Genomic DNA, 18,771 nt, shown 5'->3' on the forward strand with positions numbered 1-18,771 from the left:
AAGCGACTTGCGATACCAGCTTAAAGAAACAAAAAAGGCATCCCCCAAAGAGGATGCCTTATAGTTAGATACTAATTTATTAATCAATCTTCTGACTGAGTAGCTTCGTAAGCCTTCAACAGCTTATCCTGTACATCTGACGGTACAAGTTCGTAAGCAGAGAACTTCATTGTGAATGAAGCACGGCCACCGGTAATAGAACTCAAAGAAGTTGAATAGTTGGACATTTCTTTCAAAGGAACTTTAGCCAACAACTTTTCAAAGCCTTTTTCACTGTTCATACCCATAATGATGGCACGGCGTCCTTGCAAGTCGCTCATTACATCACCCAGATAATCACCCGGAACAGAAACTTCTACATCATAAACAGGTTCGAGAATCTTTGGACCAGCTTCTTTAAAGGCAGTACTGAAGGCATTACGACCGGCCAACATGAAAGAAATTTCATTACTGTCTACCGGATGCATCTTGCCATCATAGACAATGATGCGCACATCACGGGCGTACGAACCGGTTAACGGTCCCTGTTCCATACGTGCCATAATACCTTTCAGAATAGCCGGTAAGAAACGGGCATCGATGGCTCCACCAACGATACTGTTAATAAATACCAGCTTACCACCCCAGTCCAAATCAATAGTTTGCGTATCACGTACGCTAATTTTATATTCCTGTCCGCCGAAACGATACATATCCGGAGCCGGCATACCTTCGTAATAAGGTTCCACAATCAGGTGAACTTCACCGAACTGGCCTGCACCACCGGACTGTTTCTTATGACGATAGTCAGCACGGGCAGCCTTTGTAATGGTTTCACGATACGGAATCTTCGGTTCAAGATACTCAATCGGCAGCTTATCATTATTTTCAATTCTCCATTTCAACGTACGCAAGTGGAATTCTCCCTGTCCGGAAACGATAGTCTGTTTCAATTCCTTAGACTGTTCGATAACCCATGTCGGGTCTTCTTCACGCATACGGTTCAGGATTTCCATCATCTTTTCCGCATCCGACTCGTTAACCGGCTTAACGGCACGGCGGTATTTCGGGTCCGGATATTTGATAAAGTCGAATTTATAATCACAACCCTTACCATTCAGGGTATTACCGCGACGTACATCTTTCAGCTTCACTGTTGCACCGATATCACCTGCCACCATTTCAGACACTTCGTTACGAGTCTGTCCGGCTACGGAGAATAACTGTGCGATACGTTCTTTCGAACCACGGTCGGCATTCAGCAAATCGTCTCCTGCTTTTACTTTTCCTGATATCACTTTAAAATAGGAAACCTGGCCGATATGCGGCTCTATAGTAGTCTTAAAGAAGAACAGACTTGTCGGGCCATCGGCTACAGGAGTAACCTCCACGCCTTCGGTCGTTACCGGACGAGGCATCTTATCGGTACAAGGAACCACATTTCCAAGGAATTCCAATGTACGGCGAACGCACATATCACGTCCAGCACAAACGCAGAATACCGGAAACATACCGCGGATAACCAAACCGGCACGGATACCGGCACGCATATCGTCTTCGCTCAATGTGCCTTCTTCGAAGAACTTTTCCATCAGCATATCGTCATTTTCGGCAGCTGCCTCAACGAGCGCTTTGTGAAGTTCCATGGCTTTGTCCATTTCTTCTGCCGGGATTTCCAGAACGTCAGGCACACCGCCTTCGGGTTTCCAACGATACATCTTCATTTTCAATACATCGACAACGGCATTGAAAGATGCTCCTGTACTAACCGGATACTGGATAGGAACAATCTTGCTACCGAACTGATCTCTCAGCTGGGCAATTGTTCCGTCGTAGTCCGCTTTATCGTTATCCAACTGATTGACAACGAAGATAACGGGTTTATGAAATTGTTCTGTATACCGGAACTGGTTCATTGTTCCCACTTCCACACCATACTGGGCATTCAACACCATCAGTGCCGTATCGGTAACGTTCAGGGCTGAAACAGCTCCACCGATAAAGTCGTCCGAACCCGGACAATCGATAAAGTTCAGCTTCCTGTCTTGCCACTCAACACTGAAAACGGTTGAGAACACTGAGTATCCATACTCTTTCTCAACCGGGAAATAGTCGCTCACTGTATTTCCTCCGTCTACAGAGCCACGACGTTTTATAACTCCACCCTCGTAAAGCATTGCTTCAGCGAGAGTGGTTTTCCCAGAGCCCGAACTTCCCAAGATAGAGATGTTCTTAATTTCGTTTGTTTGGTATACTTTCATGATATCAGGTATTTTGAGTTTAACAATAAATATCATTACGTGAATTACTCACGAGGCCGCAAATTAGAGAATGTACAGGAAAAAAACAATTATCTGCCCCGTGTTTGAGAACTATGTTATGTAACAGGCCTATGAAATCAGAGATAGATTCACTACTTTTGCCATTAAATATATGTATAGTATGGCAGGCCTTTATATCCATATTCCCTTTTGTGCAAAACGTTGTTTGTACTGCGATTTTTTCTCCAATACGGAGATGAAGTACAAAGAGCCGTACCTTGCCGCCGTGATCCGTGAGTTGGAATTACGCAAGGAGTATACGGATGGCGAACCTGTCGAAACCATTTATTTAGGTGGCGGGACCCCCTCCCAACTGGAGGCGAAAGATTTCGACCGTATATTCAATGCCATCCACCGGCTTTTCGATGTAAGCCATTGTCAGGAAATCACCCTGGAAGCCAATCCGGACGATATGACACCCGAATATGTAGCCTCCCTGCGCTCACTACCCTTTAACCGTGTCAGTATGGGAGTACAAAGTTTCAAGGAAGAGGACCTTCGCTTCCTGAACCGTCGCCATAACCGGGAACAGGCCGTGCAAGCAGTCGAGTTATGCAAGGAGAACGGTTTATCGAATATCAGCATCGACCTGATATACGGCCTGCCCGGACAGACAGTAAAAGAATGGGAAGCCAATCTCGACACCACTATCCGGCTCGACATTCCACATATCTCCGCTTACCATTTAATATATGAAGAAGGTACGGCTTTATATAAACTAAAGGAAGCCGGAAAGATTTCTCCCGTAGAAGAAGAGATCAGCGTGGCCCTTTTCACCTCACTGATAGAACGGCTGACGGCAAACGGATATCAGCAGTATGAAATATCCAACTTTGGACGTCCCGGAATGCTCTCCCGCCATAACAGTTCGTACTGGACCGGCAGGAAATACCTGGGGATAGGTCCGTCCGCCCATTCCTATAACGGAATAAGCCGCCAATGGAATATATCCTCACTCCCGGCCTATCTCCGGGGAATCGATAGCGGTTCACCCGACATAGAAGTAGAGGAACTGGATTTAAACACCCGCTACAACGACTTCATTATCACCGGACTTCGTACCATGTGGGGCATTAGCTTAGTTGAAATTCAAAGACAGTTCGGAAAAGAGAAACTTGCCTACTGTCAAAAGCAGGCAGCCCCTTACCTTAAACAGGGCCTGCTTATTCAAAAGGGCGAAACTTTACTCCTTTCCAGGGAAGGGATTTTTATCTCCGATGGTATCATGAGCGACCTTTTATGGGTCTAATTTTAACAAAACAGCCCTCCGAAACAACGAAATGCGGGGTTATTCGTACAAATTCTGCACATTTTCACGATTTTTGAGAAATAAATTGTACAACATATAAAACTATTATCTATATTTGCCCTGTCAAAAGCAGCAAATAGTGCCATATTTATATATAATATCAGGTTGCAACGGAGCAGGGAAAACAACGGCTTCCTTTACAATACTTCCAGAAATGTTGAAGTGTAAGGAGTTCGTGAATTCCGACGAGATAGCCAAGGGGCTTTCCCCTTTTAATGCAGATAGTATCGCCGTAGCTGTAGAAGCAAGTCGTATTATGTATAAGCGCATCAAAGAACTCATCGCAGCCGGTGAGACTTTTGCAATGGAAACTACGCTCGCCACCCGATCAGTCGCAAACCTGATCAGGGAAGCACAAAGGGAAGGATATTATGTGACATTGTTATATTTCTGGTTGAATACGCCGGATTTGGCAGTGGAACGGGTAAAAATGAGAGTGGCTGCCGGTGGTCATAACATACCGGAAAGTACTATCCGTCGCAGATACGAGGCGGGTATTCACAATCTTTTTGAACTATATATCCCCATTAGTGATTATTGGATGGTAACAGACAATTCTATGTCTCCGATGGAAGTAATCGCCAAAGGATTCAAGAATGAAAAAAAAGAGATATATAATTCGGATATTTACACTAAACTTGAACATCATGAGTGAACAAGAAGTAAGAGAATTTGAAGAGAATATAGTTAAAGGAGCCAATATAGCTTTTCAACGCTTAGTTAACCAGAAAAAGAAAGAAGACGGAGAATTAGTATTCTCACGTAACGGATATATTTTCCGCGTAAAAGCAGCTGAACTTGAAAAAGGCATGTTTTAATTATATCAGAATATAAAAAAAGCGAGTGATTGTATCAATCATTCGCTTTTTTTATGGCTTTAATCCCATCCCGGATAGCCAGACGTTCACATCCAGCTATCCGGAATTCAGATTTCTTTCCTATTATTCTACCAAATCCATCTCCTCCAGCAGATAGCCGGCTCCGGCATATTTGTCGATCAGGAATAAGACATAACGGATATCGACGATGATACTGCGCTGATAGTCCGGTAAGTACTGGATATCGCCGCCTACACCTTCCCAGTTACGGTCGAAATTGATACCGATCAGTTCGCCGTTCGCATTCAGGACAGGACTGCCGGAATTACCTCCGGTAGTATGGGTAGTTGCACTGAAGGCTACCGGCATTCGTCCGTCGGGCATCTGATAGCGGCCGAAGTCTTTGGCTTCATAAAGCGCTTTCAGGTGGGACGGTACAACAAACTCCCAATTCGTTGAATCTTCCTTTTCCATCACACCGTCCAGAGTGGTCTGGCAGTTATAATAAACGGCATCCTTCGGACGATAGCCTTTCACCTGTCCATAGGTCAGGCGCAGAGAGAAATTGGCATCGGGGAAATTGGCTTTATCCTGATACATTGCCAGCAATCCTTTTACATATTCTTTATGAGCCAACGCATATCCGGAGTCGAAATCGGCCAGGGCGGCATTCAGATTCGCTTTTTCCTCCTGCACGGATTTGGCAAACAAGATCATCGGGTCCTGCTCCAGAGCTTTCACAGAAGGACGCGTTTTAAACTTGTCGAAGTTCTCTTCGCTTCCGTAGATAGATTTATCGAACAGGTAATCGACAAAACGGTCTACATCACCCTTGAATTTCTTGTCAATCAAAGAGAAATAAGCAGGCTGGGACTTTGCGGGAACCAGGCGGCGGTATTCTTTCAGCATGACCTTTGCAATCTTCTTGTCTACTTCCGGGGCATAATCCTTATCGGCGAAACGATGGTAAGCCATATCCAGCAGACGGATTTGTTTCTGTTGCTCGTTGCGGTCTTTTCCCTTCAGGGCATCACTGACGGACTGCACCTCTGTCGGTACTTTTGTAAATTCAATCCCACGCAGGATAGCCTCATCCAGCATCCAACTACGAAAACGGAGGTCTTTCCGGTCGGAAACTATCTGTTCGAGGGTCGACAAGGCTTCCGGGTAGCTTGATTCGTTATTCTTTTGCGCCCAGGCAATCAGACGGTCTTGTTCTTCTTTCTTTACCTGCTCGAAGTTACGTTTCTTTATTGCCCAGTTGCTTCCGATAGCATTCTTATAGGCATTGGTCGAACCGGCATATTTGCTGGCGTACTGGATACGGACAGAAGGGTCTTTCAGCATCTCGTCCAACATGACTTCCTGGCGAAGGTTACGGATATTGATACGAACTGTATTGTCTATGTCGCGACGTTCGGCCACCTCCCAGGAGGTATAGTACTTGTTTGTGCGGCCGGGAAATCCCATCATCATGGCATAATCGTCTTCTTCAACACCTTTGACGGATATTTTAAACCAGCGTTTCGGACGTAGCGGGACATTCGATTCGGAATATTCAGCCGGATTACCGTTCGCATCGGCATAGACACGGAAGACGGAGAAGTCGCCGGTATGACGCGGCCACATCCAGTTGTCGGTATCCGCACCGAACTTACCGACAGATGAAGGAGGAGCACCGACCAGGCGGATGTCGGAATAGATTTTCTTCGTGAACATATAATATACGTTACCTCCGTAGAAAGCCTTAATCTCTACTTCCGTACCGGGATTATCCTGCAGGAACTTTTCTCCGACTTTGGCTTTCGCCAACCCGTTCAGGTATTTCGGGGAAAGGAAGTTCATGCTCTGCGGGTCTGTATCTTTCTCCAGTTCTTTCTTTACATAATCGGTTACATCTTCTATCTTGTCGATGAAGGTGACGGTCAGTCCGGGGTTCGGTAATTCCTGCTCACGGGTTGTCGCCCAAAAGCCATCGGTCAGATAATCATGCTCCAGCGTACTGTGTTGTTGTATCTGACCGTATCCGCAATGATGGTTTGTCAGCAACAGGCCGTCCGGCGAAACGATTTCACCTGTACAGCCTCCGCCGAAGATAACGACCGCATCTTTCAGGGATGCGGAATCAGGACTGTAGATATCGTAATCCTGCAATTTAAGTCCCAGCGCCTGCATTTCCGGAAACTTCTGCTGCTGGAGTAACGGAAGCAACCACATGCCTTCGTCCGCAACAGCGGGCAATGACAGGGCGGCGGCCAGAACGGATAATAAGATTTTCTTCATGGTGTTTTATTGTTTAAATTATTATTATTTCTTTGTCCATTGGGAATAGGGTTCCTTAGTCAGCATCGAGTTGTAATATCTACGGTCTCCACTGACCTCTTCCCCTATCCAGTCGGGTTTCTCAAACGGTTCATCTTCGGAAGCCAGTTCTATTTCGGCCATAACCAGGCCTTCGTTAGCTCCGTGGAAGACATCGACCTCCCAGGTATGTTTGCCGACACGAACCAGATGGCGCACTTTGTCGATAGCTCCCGGTTCACAGAGGGTCAGAAGCTGTTCGGCATCCGGCAAAGGAATCTCCTGCTCAAACTCGTAACGGCTCAGGCCTTTATCATCGGAAGGGCCTTTAATGGTAAGAAAACCTTTCTCACCTCTTATACGGATACGCACCGTACGACCGGGCTGCGAACAAATGTAGCCTTGCACGATACGCTGGGAATCGCAGACTTCTTTAGAGAAGTCTCCCTTTACAATGAATTTCCTTTCTATTTCGGTTGCCATAGCTTGTTGCTGTTATAAACCGGAGCTAATACCTTTTTCCTCAGCAGGGAAGTTGTTGCCGACGACGTCGGCAATATTGTCGACACTGTCAGCAAAATTGTCGACGCTGTCGGCAAAGCTTTCGACACTGTCGGCAACAGATTTCCTGCAAAGGTAAATAAGATTTACCCGGTTGTTATCGACTATTTATCAGGAGGTAATTCTTATTTGATAGTCACCATAGTGGCACCAAAACCGTATTCACGGAAAGAAGCATCCTGATAATAGTATTGTTTGTATCTTGTTTTCAGTTCCTTTTCTATCGCTTTACGCAGAACGCCATCCCCTTTGCCATGGATAAAGACAATCTTTTGTCCTTTATGATTTGCGTACTTACCCAGTATTTCATGGAATTTATCCAACTGGTAGGTCAGCATATCCGCGTTGCTCAATCCGTTTGTATTGTCCAGCAGTTCCGTGATATGCAAGTCGACTTCCAATACGGCGCTGTCCGATTTCTTCTTCACGATAGTCTGGGGAGCACGGCGGTCTTCCTGTACTTTCTGATACATCGCCTCTTTCAGGTCAGCCGCAGAAACAAGCAATTCCCTTTCCGGCACGTCGTTACGAACGATGGGATATACCATTGCGTCTTCCTCAAAGAAATCGTTTTCCATAAAACAATGCTGCTTATAGAACTTGACCGTATCGAGATGCAACTCTACGGAGATGGAGTTCTTCAGGGAATAAGGCTTATCCTTCTTGAAAGCAATCAGCTGCACGCATATCCGTTCGAGGTCGTTCAGGTCTTCCTTGCCGAATTCTTCCAGGAAGATTTTCGTATTCGGTTCTATCAGGCCATTGTAACGGCTGACCCAGCTGTTGTTATGGCGGTTCATATAGTTGAAGAACAGATAGTAGTTACTGTCGTTGATGAAATAGGCTTCATAACCGCTTTGCTGCATGACCTTTGTCGGTTCGAGCGGAAGATAAGCCAGGTAGATATTCATCCGTTCCCCCTCGGCTGTTTCTTCAATTTTCACTTCCTCCTGTTTCGGCTGCGGTTTAGGAGCCGACTGTTGCACCTGCGGTTGCGGCTGTACTTTCGGACGGTTCGAACTATGCACCTGCATCTCATTCTCTCCGCCAACCACAACGCATTCACGAATCAGCGCCGGAATGTCGAATCCGTCTTCATCTTCCACCAGTACCTGGTCTTTTCCTTTAAAACCACGCACGATACCGCCTCCCGTTGTATTCAGGAAGCGGACTTTATCACCTACCTTTATATTACTCATAGCTTTTGTCGTTTATATTTCGTATCGACAAAGATACTTCATTATACCATAATATCATACAAATTTGTACTTTTGCACCCGGGTTCAACAAGAATGTGCCTGATAAACAGAGATAGCAATGGTTACAAAAACTCAACAGATAAGTATTGAAGATTATAATTATTCGTTGCCTGATGAACGAATCGCCAAGTTTCCCCTTCCCAAGCGGGACGAGTCCAAATTGTTACTTTACCGTGACGGAAAGGTCAGCGAAAGCGTCTTCAAGCATATTACGGATTATCTGCCGGAAGGCTCACTGATGGTATTCAACAATACCCGCGTAATCCAGGCACGGCTGTTATTCCAGCGTGCAACAGGGGCACAAATCGAAGTGTTCTGCCTCGACCCAGCCGCCCCGCACGATTATGAACTTATCTTTCAGCAGACAGAAGCATGTAACTGGATTTGCCTGATAGGGAATGCGAAAAAATGGAAAGAGCCGGTTCTTTCCCGGGAAATTACCGTCGCTGGCCAGACGGTCAGACTATCTGCCGAAAAAGTGCAGAGTTACGGAGAGACGCATCAGGTACGTTTCAGTTGGGATGGTGGTTTCAGCTTTGCCGAAGTATTGGATGCCGCGGGAGAACTTCCGATACCTCCGTATCTTCACCGGAAAACAGAAGAAAGTGATTTAAAGACTTATCAGACTGTTTACTCCAAAATAAAAGGTTCGGTTGCCGCACCGACAGCCGGACTTCATTTCACACCGGAAGTACTGGCCGACCTGGATGCCAAAGGTTTCGGTCGTGAAGAACTGACGCTGCATGTCGGGGCCGGGACATTCAAACCGGTCAAGAGCGAAACGATAGAAGGGCACGAGATGCATACCGAATATATCTCCGTGCGCCGCAGCACCATCGAACGGGTGATGCAGAATTTCGGCAAGATCATTGCAGTCGGCACAACTTCCGTCCGCACGCTCGAAAGCCTGTATTATATCGGCGTCACGCTTGCCACCCATCCGGATGCGACTTCCGAAGAGCTGGTTGTCAGACAATGGATGCCGTATGAGGACGCCAATAACCGTCTGACACCGACCGAGGCTTTGCAAAACATACTCGATTATCTGGACAAACACCAGCTGAATACGCTGATTACAGCCACGCAGATTATCATTGCCCCGGGATATGAATTCAAAGTTGTAAAGGGAATCGTCACCAACTTCCACCAGCCGAAAAGCACTTTGCTGCTGTTAATCTCAGCATTCGTAAAAGGCGATTGGAAGAACATCTATGATTATGCCCTGGGACATGATTTCCGCTTTTTGAGTTATGGGGATAGTTCGCTGCTATTATAATAATGAATCCCGGTCCGGGCAATATCCTATCAATCCGTTCGTTATTACATAATATAAAGATTATCCGGTGATGAATAAGAAGATTACTCCCTATATACTACTGTTTTTAACCGCATTACTGCTGTTTTCCTGCAAATCGGCGAAGCTGAGCGATGCAGAAGAGAAGCAGCGGATTGGTGAATACTTTGAGGCGGCGGCTATTTACCGGAAAGTGTATACGAAAACGTCTCCGCAGAAACGGGATCTACGCGGGTATATCGCCTACCGGATGGCTGAATGTAACCGGCTTATCAATAACACTCCGAGGGCGACCAGTGCCTATATGAATGCGCTGCGCTATGATTATCCCGACAGTATCGTGAGCCTGCGTCTGGGACAGATGTACCAGAAAAGCGGAAAATATATGGACGCCATACGCCATTACAAGGACTTCCTGTTATTAAACCCGGAAAGCCAACTGGCCCTCAACGGTATCAAAGGAAGCGAACTGGCCCCGCAATGGAAACAAAACCCGAGCCGTTATATCGTTAAGCGGATGGAGAAATTCAACTCCCGCCGAGGCGAATTCAGCCCGATGCTTTACGGTGAGAAATACGACCAGCTCTACTTCACCTCTTCCCGTACACCGAAAGGAGCCAACAAAGACAAAGACGAAACGATCAGTGCCATCACCGGCCAGCGAAACAACGATTTCTTCCTGGTCAAACAGGATGAACAGGGCAACTGGCTCGCCCCCGTCGAACTGGAGGATGAAGTAAATACCGAATTTGATGAAGGAACCCCTTCTTTCTCGAAAGACGGCAACACCATGTATTACACCTATTGCGCACAGGACCCGGAAGGACCGCGCACGTCAGAAATATATGTATCCACCCGCAGCAGTGCCAAATGGGGAAAAGGGACACGTGCCAGCATCGTGAAAGACTCGGTTACCGCCCTGGGACACCCGGCAGTCTCGCCCGACGGAAAATACCTGTATTATGTATCGGACGCTGTCGGCGGTTTCGGAGGAAAAGATATTTTCCGCTCCCGGCTCGTAGGCAATGACTTCGGCCCCATGGAAAACCTAGGGCCGGACATCAATACACCCGGCGACGAAATGTTTCCGTACGTACGCGACTCCGTCACACTCTATTTCGCCTCCAACGGCCATCCGGGCATGGGTGGTCTGGACCTGTTCAAAGCAACCCAGGACAGCACCGGCAAATGGCATGTCGAGAACCTGAAAGCACCCATCAACTCGATGGGTGACGATTTCGGCATCACCTTCGAAGGAGATAAGGAAAAAGGCTTTTTCAGCTCCAACCGCAATGACGCCCGCGGCTACGACCACCTGTACTCATTCGAGCTTCCTGTCATAACCATCTTTATCGAAGGTATCGTGTCTGATGTGGACGAGAATCCGATTGAAGACGCAACAGTCCGCATCGTCGGAAAAGACGGGCTGAACGAAAAAGTACTGGCAAAAAAAGACGGTACCTACCGCGTAGAACTGGAACGTGATATCCGTTACGTAATGATGGCAAGCGCCCGCGGTTACCTCAACCAGAATTTCGAACTGAAAACCGGACCGGAAGAAAAGAACGAAACGTATATCGTAGACTTCTACCTCTCCCCGATAAGCAAACCGGTAGTTATCGAAAACATCTTCTATGACTTCGACAAAGCGACCCTGCGCCCCGAATCACAGAAGGCACTGGATGAAATGATTAAGATGCTGAACGACAACCCGAACGTAACAATCGAATTGGGAGCGCATACTGACCGTAAAGGAAGCGACCAGTATAACGAACGCCTGGCACAACGCCGTGCCCAATCAGTAGTGGATTACCTGATAGCAGGAGGTATCGAAAAAGAACGCCTGGAGGCCAAAGGCTATGGCGAAAGCGTACCGAAAGTTATCAATAAGAAGATGGCAAAGAACTACGATTTCCTGAATGAAGGAGATGTATTGACGGAAGAGTTTATCCTGACGCTGACTCCCGAACAACAGGAAATAGCAGACCAGATAAACCGCCGCACAGAATTTAAAGTACTAAGAACAAACTATAACCTGTTCTAAAAGTCGTTATTCCGTTTTACTCTTCGCCAGCACTTCGGAAAAAGAGATGGGCCAGTCAATCGCGCTCATCAATGTTTCGAAAACCAGGCGGTAGTTAAGCGGAATAACCATATACTCTGAATACAGGTCACATACGGTCAGTGCCAGCATCATCTTGATGTTGTAATGCGCCCCTTTCAGGACTACCAGGCTTTCCAGTACCGAAGTATCCCGTGCCTTCTCAAAATCCTGCTCCGTCAAAAGGATTTTATTCTGCAACTGTTGATAATGGGGACAATCAGATACGGAGGCATAGCCATCCGTTCCTTCGGCGATATCCAGTAAAACACGGCAAACAGCAATCCGTTCTCTTTCTTTTGGGTTCATACGTCAATCAAGCCGCCCCGTTTCCCTCGTTTGGCATTTTTATATCATAAAGAAGCGTGGAAACTGTTAATCCATTATTCGGAACTGAGGTATCGCCAAACACCCATCGAACAAATAATAAGACAACAGCCCACGCTCTATTCTACATACAGGAGTATATATAACAAGCGTGAGCGTTCAGTTGTCTATCATCTTTGTCCGACTAGAAACTTGGCGATTTTCAGTTCCAAAGATAATATCTTAAACGCTTACATATCGTTCCCAAGGAGAGCAACCGAAACTCAAAGGACGGCTTCCCCATTGAACGAAGCAAAGATAGCTAAAAGCAAGAATATATATTCTTTGCAAAGAATTATTAACAAGAAAAAAAGATATACCAAAAGGATATTACCGGACGCAGACGACGCAGAAAGCGCAGAATAACGCAGACTTATTTATTAAAATAGTATCTGCGTTATTCTGCGCTTCGTCTGCATTCCTTACTACAAACTGGAACTACTTACTCCACCGTAAACTTATAGATACATTCACTGAGGTACTTTTCTCCCGGATTAAGCACTACACTCGGGAAATCCGGATGGTTGGGTGAATCCGGATAATGCTGTGTTTCAAGACACAAAGCACCACGATGCGGATATAAGACACCATGCTTTCCGGTATCTTTTCCATCCATGAAGTTTCCGGTATAGAACTGGATACCCGGTTCATTGGTATATACTTCCAGAGCGATACCGCTGGTCGGAGAATACGCCTTGGCTGCCAGAACATTCTTATCGCCGTTTGTATTCAGCACCCAGTTCAGGTCATACCCACGCCCGAACTGCAATTGCTGGAACGGGTCGTTAATCTGTTTGCCGATAGCTACCGGAGTACGCAAATCCAGCGGAGTACCATCAACAGGACTGATACCTACGGGAATCAAAGTGCTGTCAACCGGAGTGTAGTTGTCTGCATTAATCATAACCAACTGGTCCAACACATCGGAACCGGGAACACCGGAGAGATTGAAATAACTATGGTTTGTCAGGTTCACAACCGTCTTCTTGTCGGTTGTTGCTTCATATTTGATACCGACAGCATTGTCATCCGTCAATGTATAAGTAACCTTGATATCCAGATTTCCGGGGAAGCCGGCTTCACCGTCTTTTGAAAGATAAGTTAACTCCAGCGCCTGGTCGTTCAGCTGCTTAGCATCCCACATGCGAGCGTGATAACCCTGCGGACCACCATGCAGGCAATGCGCACCGTTATTTTGAGGAAGCGTATATTCAATATCATCCAAAGTAAACTTACCCTGATTGATACGGTTTCCGTAACGTCCGATCAAAGCACCATAGTTTCCGTCCGACTGCACATACTGCCCGATATTATCATAACCCAGCACGACATCGGTCATTTTTCCATTCTTATCCGGAACCATTACAGAAACCAGGCGTCCACCGTAGTTTGTAATACAAGCCTCTGCCCCATTCTTATTCTTCAACACATACAAGGCGGTCGGCTTACCTTCCACTTCCGATACAAAATCAGACTTCATTAACCCGGAGAGTGTAGCCTCTTCTCTTTTTTCGCCGCATGACAGCAATAAACACATTGCCATAACAGCCATACATAGTCTTTTCATTTCAAATTGATAAATTAAAGTGTTTGTTGGATATAGGGCAAATATACGCCATTCTAGTCAGAATCTCCTTCATCCTCCGAATAATAATATCTTTTAACGAACCCGGAACTTCATCGTCTGTACACCTTGTTCTCCTTCGACTCTCAAGGAATAAATTCCAGCAGGAAGGGAGGACAGGGAAACGGTTTCTCCCGGACGGGCAGAATAGTAGACCTGTTTTCCACTCATTGCATAGACTGTCAGGTTTTTGTAATTACCATTCAGATACAGGATATTGTCAACGACGGAAATCAAATCGGATGGCAATTGTACTTTTTCTGTTGAAACCGGGTCTTTATAGATCAGTTCCACACTTTGCACCGATAAGGTATTATTCTCCTTTATCAGGCTGCGATTACGGTAATCGGCACTGGATATGGTTATATTCATCTTCTCCGGGGCTTCTTCCGACAGGTAGTCGACAGGTACCGAGATACGCGTCCAGTCGGATAACTCGTCTTTTATTTCAAATTCAGCTTTACCGATCAGGGTAACAGAACCATTCTCCGCCAGCACGTCTTTCTCATTATCGATCAACTCTTTGCCATCCGGACTTTGGGAAACGACTGTTCCTTTCCAGAGATAAAGGACCATCCAGGCAGTTTCTTCCGCAACGACTTTACGTTTGAATACACCGACAATAGAATCCGGACGATGGGTAAATTCTATTCCTCCGGTTGTTCCTCCGTCACTCTTGGATATATCCGAAATATTGGCATATACCCAGGGAGTTCCCAAAGAGATATAAGCCGGTGCATTCGACCCGATTCCGAACAAACCGACAAACTGGTTAGTCAACTGCACGGAGCCATCCGAATTGCGGGTTACCAACTCTTTCTTTACACCCATCTGACTGACATTCGATGCCTTCCAGAAAGCCGGTTGCTTGCCGACCCCATTATAGCCGGTCTCCCATTCAGCAGAGAAATCGCCATTGGGAACAGACTGGGCACTCACATAACTAAAAAAAGCCGCTCCGTTAATAATCAGGACACAGCACAAAATCCTTAGTAGAAATTTACTCATAATACATTACTTTATAGTGGTTTACATGACAAATATACAAAAGCCCCCCGGAATAATATCCGAGGGGCTCCGATTTTTTATCCACTTCCCGAAAGGGAGACAGGAAATATTACTTCTTAACAATCTTCACAGTCTTCGCTTCACCATTCGTCAGGACGATCCGTACCAGATAGTAACCGCTACGTAACTGGCTCAGGTCGATAACCTGCTCAGGATTCCTGAACAATTTCTGAAGTTTACCGGATGCGTCAATCACATAGATTGCTTCTACCGGCATTTCGGAAACGACTGTCGCATTGTATTCTACGATTGTAGGATACAAACCGACACCTTGTAAAGTGATCGACTCATTGCCTACTGCGCCCATCTTCACATTGAAAGTCACAGAATCACGATGTGACAAGTGGTTTGTAGATTCCGGTATAGTGATATATACCTTGGTTACACCTTCGGATTTACCGATAACGTGTACGCCTTCTACATGGTTACGCAGGCCGGCAACATCGATACGTTCGGCGGCGAAAGATATCTTTGCCGGAGATTCGCAGTTCGCATACAGCAGAACGGAATCACCAACTGTAATCGTTGTCGATTCGACTGAGAACTGTAATCCGGCTGCTGCTTTCGCTATATTCAACTTGCCAGGAACCAGTGTCACGGCGTAGTTGTCTTCATCCGAACTCAGACAGTCGATAACCAGATCGTAAGTGCCGGCATTGACCGGTTTCACATTCGTTTTCACCGTGTAAAGGAAGTTCAGGGCATCTGGATTATCGTTACCGACGAAGCCTTCATATACAGGTTTAAATTCCGGTATTTCATCACCGTAAACGATGTTGACGGTTCCGGCACTGATCTTCAATAAAGCCTTCGATACAGAAAGTGTTCCCGTACCTCCTACGATTGTATAGTTCGCACCCGGATCGCCACCTTCTACATACAATGTATAACTACCGGCACCGGTTATGTCGCCGGAAACTTTTACAGAAGGAGCAGAAGCCGCCTTGAAGTCATCGCTACCGATAAAGCCGGAATAAGTATATTCGAATGTAGACGGCAAAGCCTCGCCATAAGCAATCAGTGCATCCTTCGGTTTCACATATACTTCACGCGGATTGATCTGCATCTTTTCCTTGCGGACAAGCAGTTCGGAACCGTTATGTTTCACAAAGATGGAGATGTTATAGATTCCCGCATCGACCGGCAGATCGTAATCACCGTTATAAGTGACAATCGGAGTGTATTCGGTAATACCCTTCAGATCGGTCAGTTTTACATCGGCAGCTTTACCTTTACCATCGTAATCAAAGACCATATTACCCAATACAACATTATAATCTGCTTCGTTTTTCAGGCGTACTACTTTAAATACTTCCGACTTCAACGCTTCTTCCTGTCCGGATTCAGCATTGTAGCGGGCGGTAATGGTAACACCGTCGTTTTCTGTCAGCGCTTTTGCACGCAGATACCAGATGCTTTCCACCTTCTCTACCTGGATCAGAGCCGGATCGGATGATTCGTAAATAATCTGTGAACCTTCGGCAATCACGGTCGATCCTTGTTTTACAACGGCATTCAGACGAACCAGGTCACCCACGATCAATTCATTCTGTATCGGAGTCCAAACCATGACATAACTGTTATCCGGATACACCTGATAGCGCGCCTTTCCTACAATTGTAATTTCGTAGTTCGGATTTTCCTTGTTGATATCGGTAATACCGGTCAGTTCATAGGTGCCTACCGGTAAGATACCCGCCGGACGGTTATTTAGAACCAGATTCTTGATTCGGTTTCCGACAGCTACGGTAGCAGTCGAATCCAGGCTGTTAGCCGATTCGTCGAGCTTGAAGCCTTCGTAAGAGATAAACTCTTTCTGAACTTCCGCCTTATTAAATTCAGGATCGGCTGAACCGTATGCTCTCTTGATTGTATCCAGACGGATGATCAACGGAGCTTTCGCCACTTCCAAGCGGACACTGTCGTTGGTCATTGTTCCGGGAACCAGCGTGTTCATAATCAACTTATAGTTACGGTCCTTTGCCTGGAACGGAGGCTGGATGGACTTATCTTCAGTAACCACCTTGATATGCAGTGTGTCGTTGTAAGAACCTGCATGCAACGTATTATCGGCAGCAACCGGCTTAACGACAACTTTCGGCATGAAGTCGATGATATCGTCAGGAGTTGTTGTTGTCTGATATTTCGCATCGAAGATGGCTAAGCCACGCTTTTTGTCAGCGTCATTCGGTTCGAACGTCCAGGTCGTATCCTTATCGGCTTCACCATATACACGGTCAACAATTACTTTCCATATAGCCAGCGGACGCTGGTTGATAAGGAACGAACCGTCAACGGTTTTGAATGCGTAGTTCAATGAAGATACTTTGTCGATGTTATCCACTTTGGCAGCATACAGGCTGTCTTCTTTCTGATTCGGTTTCTCACGCTTCAGGTTTACTTCAGTCTTTTCAGTTGCTTTCTTGCCTTCATAATCGAAGTATCCGGCAAGCGGAGCGACTTTAAAACCTTTGTCGCCTTCGGCTGCCGCAGAAATATAATTTACTGCCTCAGCTGTTTTCGAGAACGCATAAGAAGGAGCTACAGCAGCAGGCTTTTCCGCTCTCTTCTTCAACCAGAAGTATCCGTCGGGATTCGGTTCACCATAAATTTTCTGCATAACCTTTACATTCTTATCATCGATAGGAACTTCCTGGTAAGCATCAAACACAGTGATTGTAATCGTATCTTTCTTCACTTCATATTTACCCGCAGCGATAGCTTGGATATCGTAGTTTGACAATCGATAGGCAGCCTGAGTTACTGAAGCCTCATTCAGTTCATAACTGTATGTTCCTACGTCACTCTTCGGTTTATTCACAGCAGCAGAAATAGCCGTATGAGTTACAGCCAGGTTATCTCCCAGGAATAAACCTTCCAACGTCTGTTCATTTTTCAGTACCCCTTCAGTAATAACGAGTTTACTACCGGAAACTGTTGCGATATTTGCATCGTCATACAAACGTGCACTGTCGGGAACAGCCAATGTCAAAGGAGACTTCTTTACAGTCAATAAACCTCTATCGGGCCAGCTATTCGACCATACCTGCAAATCCAGATTATAGTTAGCAGCCTGTCCACCGGCCAATTCGATTACATAGGTACCGGGAACGGAGTTTTTATCTGCTCCCGAATAAGATACCGTAGGCAATACATTCACTTGTGAATTCGTGAAAATAGCCTCCGTTTCATCATTTACGAACCCGCTGAACACAAAGTCTTTGGCAGACCAGGGAGTCGCCGGGTTTTCGTCTCCGTAGAAACGGCTGGTGTCTTTGGCTGCAATGCTCAATGTAGCCTTATTCACTGTCAATGTTCGAGTTATAGTAGCATCACTCCGATTACTGGTAAAGAAAACTACATTCTCACCATTTGCCGTATAGCTAAAATAATCCGAAAGATTATCGGCTACAAACCCAAGAGCCTGTCCGCCCCCGACTGTCGGCGTCGCAGAAAATTTCAATACACTGGCTACGGTAGCACCGTCCTTGAAAGATACGGTTCCATTCAAACCGCTGGCCGTACCGTCCTCTGCTTTCACATACAGATAACTAAAACTACTACCTGTCAAGCCGGCATCGGAAACAACCGTATTCATGTCCTGTCCATACGTCATCGTTACCGGATCTACGGCATTGAAACTTACATATATGGTATCGGGAACAGCCGTTTGCGCCTGCATGATACCGCCTGAAACAAGCATCAGGGGAAGCAGCATAAGCTGCTTCCTCGATGTTAATATTGATTTAATATATTTCTTCATACTAAAT

Annotated in this window: 13 protein-coding genes; 5 read left to right on the forward strand and 8 right to left on the reverse strand. The window is 46.1% G+C overall.

Annotation, left to right across the window (positions count from 1 at the left end; all coding sequences use genetic code 11):
• Positions 1–83 precede the first annotated feature (83 nt).
• Positions 84–2,240: an elongation factor G gene (locus K6V26_RS17530; RefSeq protein WP_122328407.1), complete on the reverse strand. Its 2,157-nt coding sequence runs from the start codon at positions 2,238–2,240 to the stop codon at positions 84–86.
• Between the two features lie 181 nt (positions 2,241–2,421).
• On the opposite strand from K6V26_RS17530, the gene hemW reads away from it, so the two are divergent.
• The 3 genes from hemW to K6V26_RS17545 all read left to right on the forward strand — a co-directional run bounded on the left by hemW (position 2,422) and on the right by K6V26_RS17545 (position 4,427).
• Complete coding sequence (gene hemW / locus K6V26_RS17535) at positions 2,422–3,549, forward strand: radical SAM family heme chaperone HemW (RefSeq protein WP_224263445.1); 1,128 nt, start codon at positions 2,422–2,424, stop codon at positions 3,547–3,549.
• 139 nt (positions 3,550–3,688) lie between these two features.
• Complete coding sequence (locus K6V26_RS17540; protein WP_044214792.1) at positions 3,689–4,264, forward strand: zeta toxin family protein; 576 nt, start codon at positions 3,689–3,691, stop codon at positions 4,262–4,264.
• Complete coding sequence (locus K6V26_RS17545; protein ID WP_007654848.1) at positions 4,257–4,427, forward strand: hypothetical protein; 171 nt, start codon at positions 4,257–4,259, stop codon at positions 4,425–4,427. Before K6V26_RS17540 ends, K6V26_RS17545 begins: the two co-directional genes overlap by 8 nt.
• A gap of 123 nt (positions 4,428–4,550) precedes the next feature.
• Here K6V26_RS17545 and K6V26_RS17550 read toward each other — a convergent pair whose 3' ends face one another.
• From K6V26_RS17550 to K6V26_RS17560, 3 genes are all read right to left on the reverse strand, one after another.
• Positions 4,551–6,710 carry a S46 family peptidase gene (locus K6V26_RS17550; protein WP_224263446.1) on the reverse strand — a complete coding sequence of 720 codons (2,160 nt, stop codon included), beginning with the start codon at positions 6,708–6,710 and terminating at the stop codon, positions 4,551–4,553.
• Between the two features lie 24 nt (positions 6,711–6,734).
• Positions 6,735–7,211 carry a CYTH domain-containing protein gene (locus K6V26_RS17555; protein WP_010802001.1) on the reverse strand — a complete coding sequence of 159 codons (477 nt, stop codon included), beginning with the start codon at positions 7,209–7,211 and terminating at the stop codon, positions 6,735–6,737.
• Positions 7,212–7,414: 203 nt separating this feature from the next.
• The gene (locus tag K6V26_RS17560; protein ID WP_010802000.1) at positions 7,415–8,488 is read right to left on the reverse strand and encodes a DUF2027 domain-containing protein; all 1,074 of its coding nucleotides are present in this window, start codon (positions 8,486–8,488) and stop codon (positions 7,415–7,417) included.
• A 118-nt stretch (positions 8,489–8,606) separates the two neighbouring features.
• Here K6V26_RS17560 and K6V26_RS17565 point away from each other — a divergent pair, with 118 nt between their 5' ends.
• Both K6V26_RS17565 and porE read left to right on the forward strand, forming a co-directional pair.
• Entirely contained in the window at positions 8,607–9,824 is a 1,218-nt protein-coding gene (locus tag K6V26_RS17565) for an S-adenosylmethionine:tRNA ribosyltransferase-isomerase (RefSeq protein WP_010801999.1), read from the forward strand.
• Positions 9,825–9,894: 70 nt separating this feature from the next.
• Positions 9,895–11,886 (forward strand): PorE family type IX secretion system protein, encoded by a 1,992-nt coding sequence (porE, locus tag K6V26_RS17570; protein ID WP_224263447.1) that lies wholly within the window; start codon positions 9,895–9,897, stop codon positions 11,884–11,886.
• Between the two features lie 6 nt (positions 11,887–11,892).
• Here the strand turns inward: porE and K6V26_RS17575 are convergent, their stop codons facing one another.
• From K6V26_RS17575 to K6V26_RS17590, 4 genes are all read right to left on the reverse strand, one after another.
• Positions 11,893–12,252 carry a hypothetical protein gene (locus K6V26_RS17575; protein WP_007654854.1) on the reverse strand — a complete coding sequence of 120 codons (360 nt, stop codon included), beginning with the start codon at positions 12,250–12,252 and terminating at the stop codon, positions 11,893–11,895.
• 499 nt (positions 12,253–12,751) lie between these two features.
• The gene (locus K6V26_RS17580) at positions 12,752–13,876 is read right to left on the reverse strand and encodes an aldose epimerase family protein (protein WP_007654855.1); all 1,125 of its coding nucleotides are present in this window, start codon (positions 13,874–13,876) and stop codon (positions 12,752–12,754) included.
• Positions 13,877–13,969: 93 nt separating this feature from the next.
• Complete coding sequence (locus K6V26_RS17585) at positions 13,970–14,941, reverse strand: T9SS type A sorting domain-containing protein (protein WP_195437233.1); 972 nt, start codon at positions 14,939–14,941, stop codon at positions 13,970–13,972.
• A gap of 109 nt (positions 14,942–15,050) precedes the next feature.
• Positions 15,051–18,764 (reverse strand): MBG domain-containing protein, encoded by a 3,714-nt coding sequence (locus tag K6V26_RS17590; protein WP_224263448.1) that lies wholly within the window; start codon positions 18,762–18,764, stop codon positions 15,051–15,053.
• Positions 18,765–18,771: the final 7 nt, after the last annotated feature.

This window comes from Parabacteroides goldsteinii (assembly GCF_020091425.1).
Lineage (GTDB): Bacteria > Bacteroidota > Bacteroidia > Bacteroidales > Tannerellaceae > Parabacteroides > Parabacteroides goldsteinii.